This is a genomic window from Streptomyces chrestomyceticus JCM 4735 (assembly GCF_003865135.1).
Taxonomy (GTDB): Bacteria; Actinomycetota; Actinomycetes; order Streptomycetales; family Streptomycetaceae; genus Streptomyces; species Streptomyces chrestomyceticus.
Map to the genome: position 1 here is coordinate 5,807,818 of NZ_BHZC01000001.1, position 18,965 is coordinate 5,826,782.

The 18,965-nt window shown below is 72.8% G+C and carries 11 protein-coding genes; 4 read left to right on the forward strand and 7 right to left on the reverse strand.

Annotation, left to right across the window (positions count from 1 at the left end; genetic code table 11):
- Positions 1–38: 38 nt before the first annotated feature.
- Positions 39–2,633, reverse strand: a complete 2,595-nt coding sequence (locus tag EJG53_RS25200; RefSeq protein WP_244955319.1) for a YfhO family protein — start codon at positions 2,631–2,633, stop codon at positions 39–41.
- Positions 2,634–3,001: 368 nt separating this feature from the next.
- On the opposite strand from EJG53_RS25200, the gene EJG53_RS25205 reads away from it, so the two are divergent.
- The 3 genes from EJG53_RS25205 (at position 3,002) to EJG53_RS25215 (ending at position 8,341) form a co-directional block, all read left to right on the forward strand.
- Positions 3,002–5,986 carry a bifunctional glycosyltransferase/CDP-glycerol:glycerophosphate glycerophosphotransferase gene (locus tag EJG53_RS25205; protein WP_244955320.1) on the forward strand — a complete coding sequence of 995 codons (2,985 nt, stop codon included), beginning with the start codon at positions 3,002–3,004 and terminating at the stop codon, positions 5,984–5,986.
- Complete coding sequence (locus EJG53_RS25210; protein ID WP_125046660.1) at positions 5,973–7,127, forward strand: glycosyltransferase; 1,155 nt, start codon at positions 5,973–5,975, stop codon at positions 7,125–7,127. The genes EJG53_RS25205 and EJG53_RS25210 overlap by 14 nt, the downstream gene beginning before the upstream one ends.
- A 68-nt stretch (positions 7,128–7,195) precedes the next feature.
- Positions 7,196–8,341, forward strand: coding sequence for a glycosyltransferase family 2 protein (locus tag EJG53_RS25215; RefSeq protein ID WP_125046661.1), 1,146 nt, complete (start codon positions 7,196–7,198; stop codon positions 8,339–8,341).
- Positions 8,342–8,389: 48 nt separating this feature from the next.
- Here EJG53_RS25215 and galE read toward each other — a convergent pair whose 3' ends face one another.
- Entirely contained in the window at positions 8,390–9,367 is a 978-nt protein-coding gene (gene galE, locus EJG53_RS25220) for a UDP-glucose 4-epimerase GalE (protein ID WP_125046662.1), read from the reverse strand.
- 165 nt (positions 9,368–9,532) lie between these two features.
- The gene (locus tag EJG53_RS25225; protein WP_167515164.1) at positions 9,533–11,182 is read right to left on the reverse strand and encodes a glycosyltransferase family 2 protein; all 1,650 of its coding nucleotides are present in this window, start codon (positions 11,180–11,182) and stop codon (positions 9,533–9,535) included.
- Positions 11,183–11,507: 325 nt separating this feature from the next.
- Between EJG53_RS25225 and EJG53_RS25230 the strand changes: the two genes are divergently transcribed.
- Positions 11,508–13,808, forward strand: coding sequence for a bifunctional glycosyltransferase/CDP-glycerol:glycerophosphate glycerophosphotransferase (locus EJG53_RS25230; RefSeq protein WP_125046664.1), 2,301 nt, complete (start codon positions 11,508–11,510; stop codon positions 13,806–13,808).
- Positions 13,809–13,826: 18 nt separating this feature from the next.
- Here the strand turns inward: EJG53_RS25230 and EJG53_RS25235 are convergent, their stop codons facing one another.
- From EJG53_RS25235 to EJG53_RS25250, 4 genes are all read right to left on the reverse strand, one after another.
- Entirely contained in the window at positions 13,827–14,810 is a 984-nt protein-coding gene (locus tag EJG53_RS25235; RefSeq protein WP_125046665.1) for a class I SAM-dependent methyltransferase, read from the reverse strand.
- A gap of 197 nt (positions 14,811–15,007) precedes the next feature.
- Complete coding sequence (locus tag EJG53_RS25240) at positions 15,008–15,889, reverse strand: carbohydrate ABC transporter permease (RefSeq protein ID WP_125046666.1); 882 nt, start codon at positions 15,887–15,889, stop codon at positions 15,008–15,010.
- Positions 15,886–17,238: a carbohydrate ABC transporter permease gene (locus tag EJG53_RS25245; RefSeq protein ID WP_125046667.1), complete on the reverse strand. Its 1,353-nt coding sequence runs from the start codon at positions 17,236–17,238 to the stop codon at positions 15,886–15,888. Before EJG53_RS25245 ends, EJG53_RS25240 begins: the two co-directional genes overlap by 4 nt.
- Before the next feature lie 103 nt (positions 17,239–17,341).
- Positions 17,342–18,727: an ABC transporter substrate-binding protein gene (locus tag EJG53_RS25250; protein WP_125046668.1), complete on the reverse strand. Its 1,386-nt coding sequence runs from the start codon at positions 18,725–18,727 to the stop codon at positions 17,342–17,344.
- Positions 18,728–18,965: the final 238 nt, after the last annotated feature.

The following is an 18,965-nucleotide window of genomic DNA, read 5'->3' on the forward strand; positions in this document are numbered from 1 at the left end:
CACGTCCCAGGCAGCAATTCTACTAATGAGATGAAATGTCACGATTCGAGCGACGAGGGCGGGCGGCGCGCTCCGCCCCGGCGCCGCCGCACGCCGCAGGTGACGGCCACGGCCGCCAGCACCCCCAGCGCGGCGCCGCTCGCCGCCAGCCCCGGCAGCAGCCCGGGTGGCCGGTACGAGCAGTCCAGGCGCGTGGCGCCCGCTCCGAGCGGTACGGCGATCAGGCCGCCGAACGAGTGCGGGGCGCGGGCGGCGCCGCCGTCCACCCGGCAGCCCCAGCCGGTGACGGCCGGGACGGCGAGGACGGCCGTGCCGGTGCGGTGCGCGGGCAGCTCGGCGGAGAGCCCGTGGCCGCTCGACGAGAGCCGTACCGGGCCCTGTTTCCGCAGGCCGGCGACGGCGGCGGCGAGTTTTCCGCGGCTCAGGCAGCCGAGCGGGTGCTCGGGGACGCGCTGGGCCCTCGGACTGCTGAAGGCGACCGTCAGCCGCCCGTCGGGCGGGGCGACGCCGAGGCCCTTGACCGGGTTCGCGGTCGTCTCCCGGATGCCGAACCCGGGGGAGGTGAGGCCGGCGGTCCGCACCTGGCCGAGGTACCAGGGCGCGTACCAGAAGACGTCGGAGCCCGGCGTGCAGCGGACGGTGAAGAGCGCCGCGCCGCCCCGGCGGGTCGCGGGCAGCCGCCACTCGCCGTCGACCAGGCGCGGCACCGGACGCACGGCCCCGCTCTCGGGAGCGGCCGCCGTATGGCTCCCCGCTGCGGGGCCCCCGGCGCCGCCGCTGCCCCCGCCCGCCAGGCGCAGCGTGGGCACCTCGTACACCCGCGCGCCCAGTAGCCGCTCCTGGCGGGCGAAGACCGAGCCGCCGCCGACGCGCGGGTCGGCGCGTACGTCCATGCCCCGCCTGGCCGCCCCGCGCCGTGGCTGGTCCAGATCGTCCGCCGACAAGCCGGGCCGTACGGTCAGCAGGGGCGCGGCGGCGGCCCGCCCCACGTCGACCGGACCGGCCTGCGGACCGGTGCGGAAACTGCTCACCGCCAGGACCGCGCGGCTTACGGGGTCCTCGACGCTGCGGAGGTGCCGGCCGTGGATGTACCAGCCGCCGCCCATCTCGCGCAGGGTGCGTGCGGTCCTCTCCGGTACGTAGCTGCTGTAGTACGAGCCGCCCTCGCCGCCCAGCAGCAGGGGGTCGTTGTTGGCGAACTCGTGCGGTCCGGGGTCGGTGCGGGAGCGCGGCCAGTCCTCGCGTGCCTTGATCTCCCGATGCACCGCGATCGTCCGGCCGTCGAGCGTGATCTTCGGTTCCCACCAGGCGAGCTGGTCCCTGACGGCCGTCACGGAGAACGCCGCATAGGCCGACCCGAAGAAGACCGCGCAGGTCAGGGCGGCTGCGGCGAGGGTGCGTACGCTGCTGCGCGCGCGGTGCCGGGCCAGCGCCAGCAGCGCCGTGAGTACCACCGGGCCGCACCCGGCCACCAGGACCCAGGTGGCCGGGCCCACCACGCTGCGGCCGCTGCACAGCGCGGCGAGCAGGGCGACCAGGACGGCGCCGGCGGCCAGCTCGCGCGGGCGCGGCCGGTGCGCCAGGGCCAGCCACGCGATGATCACCAGGAGCGCGCTGAGCACGAAGGAGGCGCGGTACGGGCTGCCGTTGGGGACCGCCAGCCCGTGCCAGAGCAGCAGCGTCGGCTTCCACACGAAGGAGACCGCGACGCAGGCGGCCAGCCCGTACCAGGCGACGCGCGTACGGACCGGAACGGCGCGGACGAACGGGAAGGCCGCCACCAGAAGCAGCCCCAGCATCCCGATGAAGAGGTGCGGCGCGGGGACCGAGCCGCGCCCGCCGGGCAACAGCTCCGCGACGAAGTCCAGCGTCGGCGGCCGCCCCCGGTAGACCGCCTCCGGCGCGGGCCGGGACGCCTTGCTGGCCTTGAGGGTGACAGTGATCGCGGGGGCCGCGAGCAGGATGCCGGTGAGTGCCATGGTGGCGGCGCGGGCCAGGGAGCGCAGCCGGTCGCGTACGGGAACCTCGGTGGCGAGCAGCAGGCGTACCGCCAGCACCAGGGCCATGGCGAGGCTGGCCATCGCCGCCGTGTAGAAGTTCCCCGCCCAGGACACGCCGACGAGCAGGGCGCCCGCCACCCAGCGGCGCCGGCGCAGGCACCAGTCGGCGGCGATGCCGGTCAGCGGCAGCGAGACCAGGCCCCACATCCACATGGGGTCGGCGGTGCCGTCGCTCACGACCCAGGCGCAGGTGCCGTAGCCCACCGCGAGCAGCGCGCGCGGCCAGGGCGCGCCGGGGTGCACCCGGCCGAGGAAGACGGTCATCAGGGCGCTGCCCAGGCCGATGCAGCCCAGCGTGACGAGGAACACCGGCAGCTCGGCCAGGTCGCGCGGGAAGAGGCCGACAAGCCAGGAGAACGGATTCATCAGATAGGTGAGGAAGTCGGCGAGAAAGGGCACGCCGTAACCGCTGTTCCAGTTGAGGAGCAGGTCACCGGTGGTGCTGCCGTGCAGCAAGTCCCACAGATGGGCGTGGAACGGTACGAACTGATTTCCGAGGTCGTTGACGGCGCGGGAGCGGGTACCGAACGGATAGCTGCCGAGCATCGTCATACCGAGGCAATAGGCGCCCATGGCCAGCAATGCTGCGAAAGACGGCGCGTACCGCGGTCTCGCCAGGCGCTGGGCCGGCGCGGTCAGCATTTTGATCGTCACATTCACGGGGCGGCCGCGCTTCCCTGGTCACCTGCGTCTTGAGCGAGTAGATGCCGCTTTTGGGTGATGCGTTTTTCATGTACGGCATGTCGGGACCCGGATCTCGATGCGGGTGATCGTCCCCGGGTCGAGAGTCCTACGGTAAGCCAAATGTCCGCAATAATGCGGTTTGACAAGAGCGAGGTGCGGCGGCGAACGTGCGCTCGTACGCCGGTCGACGGCGTGCCGGGCCGGTCGCTGGCCAAGGTAGCTTTGGGATCCCGCAGCGCTATGAAAAGAGGATTGGGGTGCCCGTGCCTGACGTCTCCGTAGTCGTGATCGTCTATAACGACGCCGACCGGCTACCGACGGCCGTCCGGTCCGTACTGGACCAGACGCTCCACGGAGTCGAAGTTCTGATCGTCGACGACTGCAGCACGGACAGATCCTTCGACGTGGCCCGGCAGCTCGCCGCCGCCCACCCCGACCGGGTGCGGGCGCTGCAGTTGCCGGAGAACAGCGGCGGCTGCGGAGCGCCCCGCAACCACGGCGTCCAGCACGCCACCGGCGACTACGTGATGTTCCTGGACAGCGACGACGTCCTGGAGCCGAACGCCTGCCGCAACATGCTGGAGGCGGCCGAGCGCACCGGCGCCGACCTGGTCTCCGGCATGTGCGTCCGGGTCGAGGTCGATTCCCGCAACAAGAAGCAGACCGAGTGGTATCCCTGGCTGTACTCCCGGACCCGGACGATCGAATCCGTTTCCGAATTGCCCGACCTGCTGGTCTTCGACACGCTGTCGACCAACAAGTGCTATCGGCGTGAATTCCTCCTGGAGGCCGGGCTCGTCTTTCCCGTCGGCATCCACTACGAGGACCTGCTCTTCTCGGCCCAGGCGTACGTGGCGGCCAAGCGGATCACGCTGATCCCCAACCACGTGTACTTCTGGAACGTGTTCGAGAAGGCCGCCACCAAATCGATCAGCAACCGGCGGCACGAGATCGCCAACTTCGCGCACCGCATGGAGATCCACCGCCGGGTGGACGAACTGCTGGAGCGCGAGGGGCTGGACGACCTCAAATTCCACAAGGACGTCAAGTTCCTCAAGCACGACCTCGTGCTGCATCTGCGTGATCTTCCGCTGCTGGACGAGGACTACCGCCGCGAGTTCGCCCGGATGGCCAACGGCTATCTCGCCGGTATCGCCCCCGAGGCGTACGAACGCGTCCAGCGCATTCAGGCGATCTGCGCCTACCTCCTGGCCCGGGAGGACTGGGCGAATTTGATGCCGGCGGTGGACACCCTGATCAACCGCGACAAACTCTCCTCCCCGCTCGCCGAACGCGACGGCCGTATCTACTGGTGCGCCGAACACCTCGACGACCCCGAGGGCCGCCGGGTCCTGGACGTCACCGACGCCGGGTACCACACCCGCTCCGTCGGCAAGCTGTTCCTGCGCAACCAGCTCGCCGCCTACGAGGACGACGGACAGGGCACCGTCCGGCTGGCCGGCACCGTCGTCAACCCGCTCGGCAAGGTCACCCCCGGCACCCCGCTGCGCGGCCGGCTCGAACTGAAGGCCCGCCGCAAGAGCCTCCAGGCGTTCTCCTTCCCGCTGACCTCCCTGCGCATCGCGGCGGACGGCCTGCACTGGGACGCCGAACTGGACCTCGCCCGCCGGCTGCGCCCGCTCGGCATGATCGACGCCGTCTGGGACGTCCGGCTGATCCTGGACGTGGACGGCGTCACCACCCGCACCCGCCTGACCGTCGGCGGCGTCGACCTCGACAGCGCCCACGCGCTGCGGGTCCGCCCCCGGCTCACCCGGCTGGTCTCCGACCGCGTCGAGCCCGCCACCTCCAAGCGTGGCCACCTCACCTTCGTCCTGGACGCCCAGGGCAAGGCGGCCCGGCGCACCAACGAGGTGCTGCGGCAGGCGCTGCGCAGCCCCGCCGCCGACCTCGCCAAGACCGGCGTGCGCAAGGCCCGCAAGGCGCAGCGCGACCTGAACTCCGGCGAGACCAAGCTGCGCGTCTACCACGAGGTGTTCAGCAAGCTGCCCGTCCGCAAGGGCCTGGTCGTCTTCGAGAGCCACCTCGGCAAGCAGTACAGCGACAGCCCCCGCGCCATCTACGAGGAGATGCGCCGCCAGGGCGTCGACTTCGAGGCCGTGTGGTCCTACGACGGCCGGAAGCCGGAGGGCTTCCCCAAGGACGCCACCCTCGTCAAGCGCTGGAGCTGGCAGTACCTGCGCGCCCTCGCCCAGGCCGAGTTCTGGATCGACAACCAGGGCTTCCCGCTGCGCCTGGTCAAGCGCCCCGAGACCACCTACATCCAGACCTGGCACGGCTCCGCCCTCAAGCGCATGGGCTTCGACGAGCCGCGCATGAAGCTCAAGACGCGGGCCGCCAAGGCGGACTTCCAGAAGGTCCTGGACCGCTTCGACCACTTCCTGGTCCGCTCCGAGCACGACGTACGGACCCTGGCCAACGCCTTCCGGCTGCGCGACGAGGTGCTGCTGCGCAGCGGCTACCCGCGCAACGACGCGCTGGTCGCGACGCGCCGCGCCGAGGAGGCGGGCGGCGCGCGCGAACGCGGCCCGCTCGCCGAGGAGCTGGGCATCGGCGCGGACAAGACCGTGCTGCTGTACGCGCCGACCTTCCGCGCCAACCCCAACGGTTCGGTACGGGGCTTCGAACTCCCCTTTGACGTGGACGAGTTCGCCGAGCGCTTCGGCGACCGCTTCGTGCTGCTGATGCGCTCGCACTACCTGAACAACGTGGTGCTGCCGCCCTCCGTACGCGGCAAGGTCATCGACGTCACCGGGCACCACGACATCACCCCGCTGCTCCAGTTGGCCGACGGTCTGATCACGGACTACTCCTCCGTGATGTTCGACTACGCCCTGCTCGACCGGCCGATGCTGTTCTTCGCGTACGACTACGAGGAGTACGCCAACGAGGCGCGCGGCACCTACTTCGACCTCAAGGAGAAGGCGCCGGGCCCGGTGCTGGAGACGGCCGAGGAGCTGTTCGCGGCGATCGAGGGCCTCAAGGCGGCGGACGACGGGCACCGGGAGGCGCGGCGCCGCTTCACCGCCGAGTTCGGCGAGTACGACCAGGGCGACGCGGCCCGCCAGATCGTCGACCGGTTCTTCGGCGGCGGCGCCGGCGCCGGCCGCCCGGCGGACAGCGGCCCGGCGTACGGCGACGCGCTGCCCGGCCCCACCGTCATCACCGGCTCCGCGCACAGCGGTTCTTCCGTGAAGGGGGAAGCCCATGACCGGGCGTGACATCTTCATCGTCAACAACAACGTCGACGAGATGGGCGGGGTGACCACCTGGTCCCACCAGATGGCCCGGCTCTTCACCGAGAGCGGCCACCGGGTGCACGTCGTCGGCGTCGTACCGGCCCCCGAGGAACTGCGCGCCGACCTCGGCGACGACCTGCCGTACGCCACCACGACCCTGTACGACGTGCACCCGCCCAAGGCCGTACCGGCCCCCCGCGGCATCAAGGGCCGGCTGAACATCGCCGAGCAGCGGCGGCGCGCCGCCCGCCAGGCCGGCATGCAGGAGCAGGCGGACAAGCTCAGCGCGCTGTTCCGCGGCGCCCGGCCGGGCGGCGTGGTCATCGTGACGCAGGTGTGGGCCATGGAGTGGGTGGCGCTCGCCGACACCGCGGGCCTGCCCGTCGTCGGCATGACCCACGAGTCCTTCGACGCCTGCCGCAACTCCTCGCGCTTCGGGCGGGTCAAGACGTACTACAAGGACGTGGACCGACTGCTCGCGCTCACCCGCGAGGACGCCGACCGGTGGATCCGCCAGGGCATGGACAACGCGGACTTCATGCCCAACCCGCTGCCGGTGACGCCCGAGGTGCCCTCCGACCGCACCGCCAAGGTCGTCGCCAGCATCGGCCGGCTCTCCGACGAGAAGGGCGTCGACCTGCTGCTCGACACCTGGGCCATGGTCGCGCCGGACCACCCGGGCTGGACCCTGCGCATCTACGGTTCCGGCGACGACGAGGACCTGCTGAAGAAGCAGGCCGCCATGCTCGGCCTGGACGGCTCCGTGGAGTTCATGGGCCGTACCGACGACGTGGCCGGGGCGCTGCGCGGCGCCTCCGTCTTCGCCCAGTCCTCCCGTGCCGAGGGCTTCCCGCTCTCCCTCATGGAGGCGATGGCCAGCGGTGTGCCGTGCGCGGCCTTCGACTGCGCGCCCGGTGTCCACGAGATCGTGCGGGACGGCGAGGACGGCCTGCTGGCCGTGGTCGGCAACACCACCGAACTGGCCCGCCACATCGACGCGCTGATCTCCGACAAGGAGCTGCGCGACCGGCTCGGCACGGCGGCGCGGGAGAACGTCCAGCGCTACTCGACCGACCGGATCGTCAAGCGCTGGGAAGACCTCTTCGCCTTGCTGGAGCGCTGAGGCACCCTGGACGGGCCGGCTCCGCACGCCGCGGGGCCGGCCCGTACCGATGACGATAGAGGCACACCGTGGCAGCAGACCGTCCGCCCGCTCCCGACGGCCGGGGTCCCCGCGACCCGGCCGTCTCCGTCGTCGTGCCGGTGCACAACACCCGGCGCTACCTCGAACAGTGCCTGGGGTCCGTCTTCGCCCAGAGCCTCGGGCCCGAGGCCGTCGAGGTGATCGCCGTGGACGACGGGTCCGACGACGGCAGCGGCGCCTGGCTGGACGAGCAGGCCCGTACGCACCCGAACCTGACCGTGCTCCACCAGCCGCCGTCGGGCGGCGCCGGCCGGCCGCGCAACGTCGGCATGGACCGCGCCCGCGGCCGGTACCTCTTCTTCCTCGACTCCGACGACCACCTCGGCACCGAAGCCCTGGAACGGCTCACCGCGATGGCCGACACCCACGGCTCGGACCTCGTCTACGGGCGCATAGTCGGCACCGGCGGGCGCCCGGCCCCCGTCGACCTGCGCACCACCAGCCCCCGCGTCACACCCTGGGACTCGCCCGTCTACTGGACGCTGGCCGCCTACAAACTCTTCCGCCGCTCCTACGTCCAGGAGCGCGGCCTGCGCTTCGTCGAAGGACGGCTGCTCGCCGAGGACCTGCCCTTCGGCATCAGCGCCCTGCTCGGCGCGGACACCGTCTCCGTCCTCGGCGACTACGACTGCTACTACCTCCAGGGCCGCGACGACGACTCCAACGCCAGCCGCCAGGACCTCGACTGGCCCGAGCACCTCGGCTACATCGCCACCGTGCTCGCCCAGGTCGCGGAGCTGGTGCCGCCGGGCCCCGAGCGCGACGCGCTCATGGTCCGCCACTTCCACGGCGAGATCCTCGCCCAGTTCGCCGCGCCGTACCTCGCCCGGGACACCGAGGGGCGGCACGCCATGGCGAAGGCCGCCCGCCCGCTGGTCGAGTCCTACCTCACCGGCCGGGTGCTGGCCGCCCTGCCGCCCCGGCTGCGGCTGCGCGCGCACTGTCTGCGGGAAGGCATGGTGGACGAGCTGAGCGAGATCATCGGCGCGGACACCGGGCGGGAGCCGGGGCCGCCGGTGAGCGGCGAGGACGGCCGGGAGTACGCCGCGTACCCGTACTTCCGCGACCCGGAGCGCGGCATTCCGGACGACTGCTACGCACTGCGGCCGGCGGAGGCCCGGGAAACGGCCTGAAACGGCGTACGCCCCCGGCGGCACCGGGGGCGTACGGAGGGGCTCGGATCAGGCGCCGGCGCGGTGGTGCTGCCAGCCCTGCCAGGCCGAGGTGATCATGTCGCGCACGTCGTGGCGGGCCTTCCAGCCCAGCTCGTCGGCGATCCGGTCGGCGGCGGCGACGACCCGGGCCGGGTCGCCGGGGCGGCGCGGGGTGACCTCGGCGACCGCGTCGGTGTGCCCGGTGATCTCGGTGATCAGGTCGACCATCTCCTTGACGGAGACGCCCTCGCCGCGGCCGATGTTCAGGGTCAGGTCGCGCACCGGGCCGGGCTCGGCCAGCTTGCGCGCGGCGGCCAGGTGGGCGTCGGCGAGGTCCGCGACGTGGATGTAGTCGCGGATGCAGGTGCCGTCCGGCGTCGGGTAGTCGTCGCCGAAGATCCGCGGGGACGCGCCCTCGGTGAGCTTCTCGAAGACCATCGGGACGATGTTGAAGACGCCCATGTCGGCCAGCTCGGGCGTGGCGGTGCCGGCCACGTTGAAGTAGCGCAGGCACGCGGTGTTGATGCCGTGCGCCTTGCCCGCCGCGCGCGCCATCCACTCGCCGACGAGCTTGGTCTCGCCGTACGGGTTGATCGGCGAGCAAGGGGTGTCCTCGGTGACCAGGTCCACGTCCGGCATGCCGTAGACGGCCGCGGAGGACGAGAAGACGAACTGGCCGACGCCGCCCGCCGCCATCGCCTCCAGCAGCGTCTGGAGGCCGTGCACGTTCTCGCGGTAGTAGTGCAGCGGCATCTCCACGGACTCGCCGACCTGCTTCTTCGCGGCGAGGTGCACCACACCGGTGATGCCGTGCTCGGAGATCGTCCGGTCCAGCAGCTCGCGGTCCAGGGTGGAGCCCACCACCATCGGCACGCCCTCGGGGACCCGGGCGGCCACGCCCGTGGAGAGGTCGTCGAGCACCACGACCCGCTCGCCCGCCTGTGTCATGGCCCGTACGACGTGGGCGCCGATGTAGCCGGCGCCGCCCGTGATCAAGTAAGACATCTCGCCATCCTAAGCTGGTCGTTGCTCGTCGGGAGGTGCGGTGCGGACGCCGGCGGGCGGCGATCCGGAGGCCGTGTCGGCCGGGTCCGGCGCGCTGACCGGGGCCGTCGCACGGCCTCCGCCGCACGGGGCCCGGCCGCCGCCGGCCGGGCCGCTGTGACATGACTAACGAGCGCGCCCGCCGCCACGACGCAGCTTGCGGGCCGCGATCTGCCACGCGGTACGCATACCGGACGCCATCCGCAGCGCCAGCGCGCCACCGGTGGTCGCGTACGGCTGCGCCAGCAGCAGGCCGTGCCGCGCGCTGGGCAGCGCGTGCCGCCGCAGCCCGGGGCCGGTGGCCCGCAGCGCGACGTGCAGGACGGAGCCGTCCGCGCAGCGCACCTGGGCGGTCAGGTCCCACGGCACGGGGGTGCCGGAACCGCTGCCGCCGCGGGTGATCAGGGCGCCGAGGTCGAGCGCCGTCTCGGCCGTCCAGGCGTCCCCGGACGGGTCCGGGGTGAGGGCGGCGGTGTGTACGGGCCCGCGGCGGCCGTCCGCCCGGCGGCGCAGCTCCACGTCGATGCCGACCGGCCCGGCGGCGGCCACCCGCCCGTACAGCTCGTGCACGCGCAGCCGCAGCAGGGAGCGGGTGCCGAGGACGGGCTCGGCGTCGACGGTCACCGGCAGTCGCTCGGCGGGCAGCGCGTCCAGGCCGTCCAGTTCGGCCTCGGGCAGGGCGGACGACCACACGGGGCGCTCGCCGTCCCGCGCGTACGGCGGCAGCAGCCGTCCGGGGCGCGCGGCGAGCTGGGTGAGCCGGTCGGAGTCCACCGGCGTCCCGGAGGCGAGCAGGACCCGGGCGAGCCAGCGGGCCGGGGCGGTGGCGGCGAGCAGCTCGCTCTCCTCGAACCCGGCCAGGTAGGCGCGGGTCAGCCGCCACCACTCCTGCCGGTAGTCCGCGCTCCGGGTGTGCAGCTCCCGTACGTACATCCGCAGGTCGTGGTCGAGGAACTTGGTGCGCGCCGCGTGCGCGAGGCCCTTGTGCCCGGCGTCGGCGAAGATCCGCACGCTGGTGCGGTGCGCCTCGATCCGGGCCTCCCAGTTGGCGACGTCCTTGCGGTCCAGCGAGATCGACTGCTTCTTGGCGCTGCGCCGGACGTGCCAGACGTACACCTCGTCGGGGACGACCGCGAGGCGCGGGGCGGCGGCCAGCACCCGGGAGGTGAAGACGAAGTCCTCGTAGGTGAAGCGGCCGTCGGGGAAGAGGATGCCGTGATCCAGGAGGAAGGCCCGGTCGTAGAGCTTGTTGACGCACAGGGTGTCGCCGACCAGCTCGGGGTGGGCGGTGACGGGATCGAGCAGCGCGGGCGCGCGGTAGAGGTCCGGCTGCCAGGGCACCTCGCGCGGCCCCGGTAGCTCGCGGCGTACGCACAGGCCCGCCGTCACCGGGGTGTCGTGGCGCAGCGCGGCCGCCAGGAGGGCGTCGACGGCGCCCTCGGGCAGCACGTCGTCGCTGTCCAGGAACATCACGAAGCGGCCGGTGGCGGCCCGCAGCCCGTCGTTGCGGGGCGTACCGCAGCCGCCGCTGTTGTCCTCCCGGTGGATCACCCGCAGCCGCGGATGCTCGCGTGCGAGGTCGTCCAGGACCCGGCCGGTGCGGTCGGTGGAGGCGTCGTCGACCGCGATCACCTCGGCGATCGCGTCCCCCTGCGCCAGCGCGGAGCGCACCGCCTCGCCGACCAGCGTGGCGTCGTTGTAGGCGATGACGACGATGCTGACCTGCGCGGACGGCGTGAGGGCAGGCCCCGGCCGCGGCTCTGGGGCTTCATTCACAGTCACTACATCTACATTTCGTGTCGGTGTGGTCGGCGCCGGAGGGCCGGTGCTTCCGTCCCCGCTGCTCGGAGGCCGCAAGCTGGCCCGCGGTTGCGTGCGCGCCCCTGCTCCGGGCCATCTTGCCGTCCCGCACCCCGCGGCCGGGCGCGGGCCCCCGCCGCCCATGATCCGTGGCTGGTCCGTGGCGTACCGATCGACTCGCCCCACGGTGGCGGGTCACCGGGCCTGGGCCGAACGGGTGACAGGCGCGATCGACAGTACGTAGCGACACGATTACGCTCTGCATCCTTCCCTCCTGTGTACTCCCGACCTTGGGATGGCCATGCCCCGCTTCAGCGTCATCGTTTCCGCCCGCAGCGTCCAGGGCTTCCTGCGCGCCTGCCTGGACTCCGTACTGGAGCAGTGCCACCGGGACGTGGAGCTGATCGCCGTCGACGACTGCTCGGCGGACGCCACCGGCGCGATCATCGACGAGTACGCGCTCCGCGACCCGCGCCTGACCGCCCTGCACCAGCGCCGCCCGAGCGGCGCGGGCCCGTCCCGTAACGCCGGTGCCGCGCAGGCCCGCGGCGACTACCTGCTCTTCCTCGACGGTGACGACACGCTGGCCCCCGGCGCGCTGGCCGCCGTCGACGCGCGGCTGCGGGCGTGCGGCGAGCCGGACGTCCTGCTGTGGGACCACGAACGGATGGACGTCTGGGAGCGGCGGCGGCCCAGCGGCGACGGCGCCTTCCTGGAGGCGGTGGGGGACGCGGTGTTCGACGCCGTCCAGCGCCCCGACGTGCTCGGCGTGGAGCCCGCCGCGTGGAACCGCGCGGTGCGCCGCGAGCACTGGACCGGCCAGGGGCCGGCCTTCGCCGACGGCCCGTACGAAGACGTCCCGTACGCGTACGGAAGCCTGTTGACCGCCGGGCGCGTCGCGGCGCTGGACCAGGTGTGCGTCACCTGGCGCGAGCGGCGGCGGGGCAGCGCCGTCACCACACCCGGGCGCCACCACTTCGTCGCCGTCGAACGCTATGAGGAACTGTTCGCCCGGCTCGACGGCCTGCTGCCGGGGGAGCAGGACAGCGACGGGACCGGAGACGGCCTGCTGCCACTGCGGACCGTCCTGCACGCCCGGATGACCGACCGGCTGCTGGCGATCCTCGACGACCCCGACCGCATCGTGCCCGCCGACCGCGCCGCCTTCTTCCGCGCCGCGAGCCGCTGCATCCGCGCGCACCGGCCTTCCGGCGCACCACTGCCGGCCGCACTGCGCTCGTACCGCGCCTACCGGTCGCTGCACGGCGCGCAGGTGCTGCGGCGCGAGGTGGCCAAGGAGCTGCGGGACCGCGGTGAGGCCGCCGCCCGTACGGCCTTCCGGCGCTACTACGGCCTGCGGCTGCACACCCCGCTCGACGCCGACCTGGTGCTCTACGGCGCGCGCGGCAACCGCGCGGTGACCGGCAACCCGTACGCCGTCGACCGCAAGGCCCGCGAGATCGCGCCCCAGTTGCACGGCGTCTGGGCCGTCCACCCGGACGCGGTGGACGCCGTCCCGGCGGGCGCGGACCACGTCACCGTCGGCTCCCGCCGCTACTGGGAACTGCTGGCCCGCGCCACGTACCTGGTCACCGACGGCGACTTCCCCGGCGCGGCCGGGCGGCCGGGACAGATCTGCCTCCAGACCCACCAGGGCACCCCGCTGAAGGCCACCGGCCTGGACTCGCACCGCTACCCGGGCACCCCGGCAGGACCGGGCCCCGGCCGCGCGCTGGAACACGCCGACCAGTGGGACTACTGCCTCTCCGCCAACCAGCACTCCAGCGAGATCTGGCAACGCGCCTACCCCAGCTCGTACGAGACGCTGGCCACCGGCTTCCCCCGCAACGACCGGTACGCCACCGCCACCGCGGCCGATGTACGCGCCCTGCGCGCCGCGTTCGGCATCCGGCCCGGCGCGACCGCCGTCCTGTACGCGCCCACCCACCGCGTCCGGCCGGACGGCGCCGTCCCGCCGCTGGACGTGGCCCACCTCGCCGCGGCGCTCGGCCCGCGCTTCCAACTGCTGGTCCGCGCGCACCCGTACAGCGGCCCGCACCAGGGCACGGACCCGCGCACGGTCGCGCTCCAGGAGGAGGGCGCGGTCCTGGACGTCTCCGGCCACCCGCACATCGAGGACCTGTGCCTGGCCGCCGACGCGCTGCTGTGCGACTTCTCCTCGGTCCTGTTCGACTACGCCAACCTCGACCGGCCGATCGTCGTGCACACCGCCGACTGGGACGCCTTCCGGCTCACCCGCGGCGTCTACGTCGACCTGCTGTCCGGGCGGCCCGGCGACACCCCCGGCGTCCTCGCGGCGGACGAGGCGGACATCGCCGGGGCCTTCCACTCGGGGCGCTGGGACGGCCCGGCGGCGGCGTCGCTGCGGGCCGCCTTCCGGGAGCGCTTCTGCCAGTACGACGACGGGCTGGCCGCGGAGCGGGTGGTGCGCCGGGTGCTCCTCGGCGAGGACGACCTGCTGCCGCTGCTGCCACCCGGCGAACGCCGTACCGCCCCGTCACCCCGGGCCGCCGAACGGGCCGCGGCCCGGCAGGACGGCGCCACCCGCACCCTCACGGGGCCCGGCGCGGTCGTCGGGTGACGGCGGGCCGGGACGCGCTCAGCGGGCCGCCGAGCGGCGGCGGGCGGCGACGACGGCCTTGGTGATGAACGGCGGCAGGACGTTCACCGCGAGCCGGCGGGCCGGGCTCCGGCGGGCGCGGGCGGCGGCCGGACGGGTCGCGGCGGCGCGGGCGGGCGCCCGTGGACCGGAAGCGGGGGAGGCGGAGGAAGCAGCGGCGGCCGGGGCGGCGTCGCGCGCGGCTTCCGTACGGTGCCGGGAGACCGGGTGCGCGGGCTCCTTGGCGTTCTTGGCGCTCAGCCGGATCAGCGGCGCCCCGTTGACCTCCTGCACCTCGTGCCACACCCCCTCGCGGCCGGTCAGCCACGCCAGCAGCGCCGCCTGTACGGGCGCGGGGTCGCCCCAGGTGCCGTAGAACTTGGTCGGCGTGATGCAGATCGGACGCAGCGCCAGGCCGGTGACCGCCTGCCAGGTGGCGGCGGCCACCCCGGGGCAGTGCTCGGCGCGGAAGTCGTCGAGGACGACGATGCCCTGGGGCGTGAGCAGGTCGCGCACCGTGACGATGTCGCCGTGCACATGCTCGTACAGGTGCGAGGCGTCGATGTGCGCGAAGCGGCAGCTTCCCGGCTCGACGTGCTGCGCCACGCTGGAGCTGAGGCCCTGCACGATCTCCGGCAGCTCGTCGTGGAAGGCCAGGTAGTTCGCCTCGAAGGCGCGGCGCGTCAGGGTGGCGTAGGACTTCGCCATCTCCTTGGAGTTGGAGGCGTCCTCGGCGGGCGAGTCGAACAGGTCGCAGACCGTGAAGCGGTCGCCGGGACGCAGCCGGGCGCCCATGAAGATGGCGCTCTTGCCCAGGTAGGCGCCGAGTTCGAGCAGGTCGCCCGGCTCGGCCCGGTCCTCCTGGCGGGCCAGGAACCAGTCGAAGAGGAGCTGGTCGGCGGTGAAGAACCAGCCCTTGACGTCGGACAGCCGCCCGGGGCGCGGGAGGTGTCCGTCACTGAGGTCTGCGGTGCGGGCAGTCATGTGCGGTCCGTCTCCAGACGGTCGAGGGGGCGGGTCCGTGCGGCGCGCGGCGGCCCGCGCCGAGGCGGCCGTACCCGCCGTCGGCGTGCCCGTCATCGTGGGGCAGCAACGTGAACGGAAAGTGGCGTACGGCACAGCGTTCCCTTACGCCACCGCGCCCGTTCCCGTACCCCTGCGGGGACACCCGCCGGACGCGGTCACTTCACCGCGCCCGCCATCACCCCGGACACGAACTGCCGCTGGAAGGCGAAGAAGACGACCAGCGGGACCACCATCGACAGGAACGCGCCGGGCGCCAGTACGTCGATGTTGTTGCCGAACTGCCGTACCTCCTGCTGGAGCGCGACCGTGATCGGCGGGCTGCCGCTGTCCGCGAAGATCAGCGCCACCAGCAGGTCGTTCCACACCCACAGGAACTGGAAGATGCCCAGCGAGGCGATGGCGGGCCCGCCCAGCGGCAGCACCACCCGGGTGAACAGGCGGATCTCGTTGGCGCCGTCCAGCCGGGCCGCCTCCAGCAGTTCGCGCGGGATCTCGGCGAAGAAGTTGCGCAGCAGGAACACCGCGAACGGCAGGCCGAAGGCGGTGTGGAAGAGGATCACACCGGGCGTCGTCTCGAACAGCCCGATCGCGCCGAACAGCTCGGCGACGGGAATCAGCGCGACCTGCACGGGCACCACCAGCAGCCCGACCACGACCATGAACCACGCGTCGCGCCCGGGGAAGTCCATCCAGGCGAACGCGTACCCGGCCAGCGCCCCGATGACGACCACCAGCACCGTCGCCGGCACCGTGATCAGCGCGGTGGTCAGCAACGAGTCCATCACCTTGGCGTTCTCCAGGAGATGGCCGTAGCTGGCCCAGGTGAGCTGGGCGGGCTCGGTGAACACCGTCCACCAGCCGGACTCGGCGATGTCCTGCGGCGAGCGCAGCGAGGACACCAGCAGGCCGACCGTCGGCATCAGCCAGAACAGCCCGACCAGGATCAGCACGATCCGCAGGACGCCGCCGCCCGTGCGGGCCGCGATCCGGGCGGGCAGCGACTGCTTGGCCCGTACGACACCGTCGGCGGTCGTCATCGCCCGCGCTCCTTCCGTAGGCGCCGGAGATTGACGTACATCACCGGCAGCACGAGCAGCAGCAGGAACACCGCGATGGCGCTGCCGATGCCCTGGTCCACATCCGTGCCGAACGACGACTGGAAGAGCTGGAGGGCGAGGACGTTGGCGTCCTTGAGGCTGGAGCCCGGTGCGATGATGTAGACCAGGTCGAAGATCTTCAGCACGTTGATCATGAGCGTGACCAGCACGACGATCAGGACGGGCGCCAGCAGCGGCACCGTCACCCGGCGGAAGACCTGCCACTCGTTGGCGCCGTCCACCCGCGCCGCCTCCAGCAGCTCCCGCGGCATCCCGGCCAGGCCCGCCGCGATCAGCACCATCGCGAACCCGGCCCACATCCACACGTACGCGCCGATGATGGCCGGGGTGACCAGGGCCGGGCCGAGCCAGTTCACCCCGTTGTACGCCTCGGCGAAGTTGGCCGCCGGCAGCCGCAGCAGCGCGCCGTCCGCCGCGGCGGGCAGCGTGAACCGCCCGTCCGGGCCGGTGGTCGCGCTCGCGACGGTCCGGCCGTCCTTGACCGCCTCGACGGTCAGGCCCGGCAGCCCCTTCTCGGAGCGGTCGATGATGTTCGGGGTGCCGCCGCCACCTCGGGTGAAGTCCAGCCAGGCGGTGCCGGTGACCTTGCCCGGCTCCGGGCGCGCGGCCGTCGCCGGACGCGCCGTGCCCAGGTCGCCGGGCTGGACGGCCACCAGCGGCAGGTTCGCCGGGTCGCCCGCGCGCACCGGCTTCGCCGTGGTGTACGCGCCCCCGGACGCCGTCAGACCGGAGTTGGGCCGCGGCTTCGCCCCCGGGTACGGCGCGGGCTCCGCGAACGTGTCGTGGATGCCGACCCACACGGCGTTGGCGACACCGCGCTCCGGGTCCTGGTCGTACACCAGCCGGAAGATGATGCCGGCGGCCAGCATCGAGATCGCCATCGGCATGAAGACGACCAGCTTGAAGGCGGTGCCCCAGCGGACCCGTTCGGTGAGCACCGCGAAGATCAGGCCGAGCGCGGTGGACACGGTCGGGGCCACCACGACCCAGATGACGTTGTTCTTCAGCGCGATCCGGATCCGCTCGTCCGAGAACAGCTCGACGTAGTTGCCCAGGCCCACGAAGCCGTCGCCGGACGTGTCGAACAGGCTCCGGTAGACCGAGAAGCCGATGGGGTAGACGACCAGCGCCCCGAGCAGGACGAGGGCGGGCAGCAGGAAGACGGCGGCGACCCAGGGGCGGGTGCCCGCCACACTCTTGACCCGGCGCAGCGTGCCGGTGCGCGGGCGGACCGGGCCGGCCGGTCCGCCCGCGGTCGCAGCGTTCATGGTGGTGTCCCCCGGTCGATGCGGTCGGCGGCGGTGCGCACCGTGGGTGCGCTGCTGCGGCGGCGGACCCTCGGGGGGCCCGCCGCCGTACGGAGCCCCCGGGCTAGCTGCCGTACGCCTTGGCGGCGTCCTGCTCCAGCTTCTTCTGGGTGCCCGCGATGTCCTTCGGGTTCTTCAGGAAGTCCTGGAGGTCCTTCCACTCGCCCTGGCCCGGCTTGCCGCCGAAACTGGCCGGTGCCTGGTCGGACATGTCGAAGCGGAAGTCGTCGCCCGCCTTGATCAGCGCCTCGGCGATCTCGCGCATCGTGTCGTTGGCGTACGCGGCCCGGTCCAGCTCCTTGTTGGGGGAGATGAACCCGCCGGCCTGCGCCCAGATCTTCGCGGCGTCCGTGGAGGCGAGGAAGGTGAGCAGGGCCTGTGCGCCCTTGGTGTCCTTCAGGGCCACCGCCGCGTCGCCGCCGGTCACCACCGGCGACCGGGAGCCCACCGCGGGGAACGGGAAGACCTTGGCGTCCTTGCCGACCTCGGCCTTGGTCTGCGCGATGTTGGTGGCGGCGTAGTCGGCGGAGGAGACCATGGCGGCCTTCGGAGGCTGGCCGCTGAAGGTCTGGGTGACCGACGCCGGGAACTGGGTCTGCAGCGCGCCGCTGTTGCCGCCGGCCAGCAGGCCCGGCGTGCCGAAGAGGCGGCCCAGCGCGGTCAGCGCCTGGGTGACGGACGGATCGGTCCACTTGATCTTGTGCTGGGCCAGCAGGTCGTACTTCTCCGGGCCGGCCTGGGAGAGGTAGACGTTCTCGAACCAGTCGGTCAGCGTCCAGCCGTCCGCGCCGCCCACCGAGACCGGCGGCACCCCGGAGTCCGCGATGGTCTGCGCCGTCTTGAGGAACTCCGCCCAGTCCTTCGGCTCGGCCACCCCCGCGTCCTCGAACGCCTTGGTGTTGTACCAGACCAGCGACTTGTTGCTGGCCTTGTAGTACACGCCGTACTCGGTGCTGTTGTACGAGCCCAGCTTCCGCCAGCCCGGGGAGAAGTTCTTGGCGAGCTGCTCCTTGGCCTCGGGGCCGAGCGGCTTGAGCCAGCCCTTGCGCGCGAACTCCCGCAACACGCCGACCTGCGGCGGGAACGCCACGTCCGGCTGCCCGCCGCCGGCCACCTTCGAGCCGATGAAGCCGGCCATGTCGTCGCCGCTGGGAATGTAGTCGACCGTCGCGCCGGTGCGCTTCTCGAACTCCTCCAGCACCTTCAGGAAGCTCGCCCGCTCCGGGCCGGTCCAGACCGCCGAGACCTGGAGTTTCTGGCCGGTCAGCTTGGGGAGCTGGACGGAGACGCCGCCGCTGCTGCCCGCACTGCCGCCCTTGCTCTTGCCGCCGTCGCCGCCGTTGCCGCTGCAGGCGGTCAGTGTCAGCGCGCCCGCCGCGGCAAGTGCCAGGGCGGCGCGGGTGGTTGCGGTGGCGCGCGCGCCGGCGCGCCGTGTGCGTGAAGTGCCCATCCCCGTAGACCCCTCCCGTGCGGTGCACCGAGCGCCGTGGGGCGGTCCGCGCCGTGTGACGGTCCGCCGGGCACAGTCCTACGCCCGGAGCACCGCCCCCGCAATACCGCCTCCCGCCCCAACTGGCCTTTCGTGACCGGCCCGTTACCCCTCGCGTACACCTCACGATTGCGCCACGTACGGCACGCCGGGGCGGCGTACGGGCGCCGGGACGCCGGGGCCGGGCCTTCTGTCCCGG

What these genes read in the sequence shown, in the direction of transcription:
- EJG53_RS25250 (WP_125046668.1), bottom strand. Translation starts at nt 18,727, where the DNA reads ATGGGCACTTCACGCACACGGCGCGCCGGCGCGCGCGCCACCGCAACC.
- galE (WP_125046662.1), bottom strand. Translation starts at nt 9,367, where the DNA reads ATGTCTTACTTGATCACGGGCGGCGCCGGCTACATCGGCGCCCACGTC.
- EJG53_RS25235 (WP_125046665.1), bottom strand. Translation starts at nt 14,810, where the DNA reads ATGACTGCCCGCACCGCAGACCTCAGTGACGGACACCTCCCGCGCCCC.
- EJG53_RS25210 (WP_125046660.1), top strand. Translation starts at nt 5,973, where the DNA reads ATGACCGGGCGTGACATCTTCATCGTCAACAACAACGTCGACGAGATG.
- EJG53_RS25245 (WP_125046667.1), bottom strand. Translation starts at nt 17,238, where the DNA reads ATGAACGCTGCGACCGCGGGCGGACCGGCCGGCCCGGTCCGCCCGCGC.
- EJG53_RS25200 (WP_244955319.1), bottom strand. Translation starts at nt 2,633, where the DNA reads ATGGGCGCCTATTGCCTCGGTATGACGATGCTCGGCAGCTATCCGTTC.
- EJG53_RS25230 (WP_125046664.1), top strand. Translation starts at nt 11,508, where the DNA reads ATGCCCCGCTTCAGCGTCATCGTTTCCGCCCGCAGCGTCCAGGGCTTC.
- EJG53_RS25240 (WP_125046666.1), bottom strand. Translation starts at nt 15,889, where the DNA reads ATGACGACCGCCGACGGTGTCGTACGGGCCAAGCAGTCGCTGCCCGCC.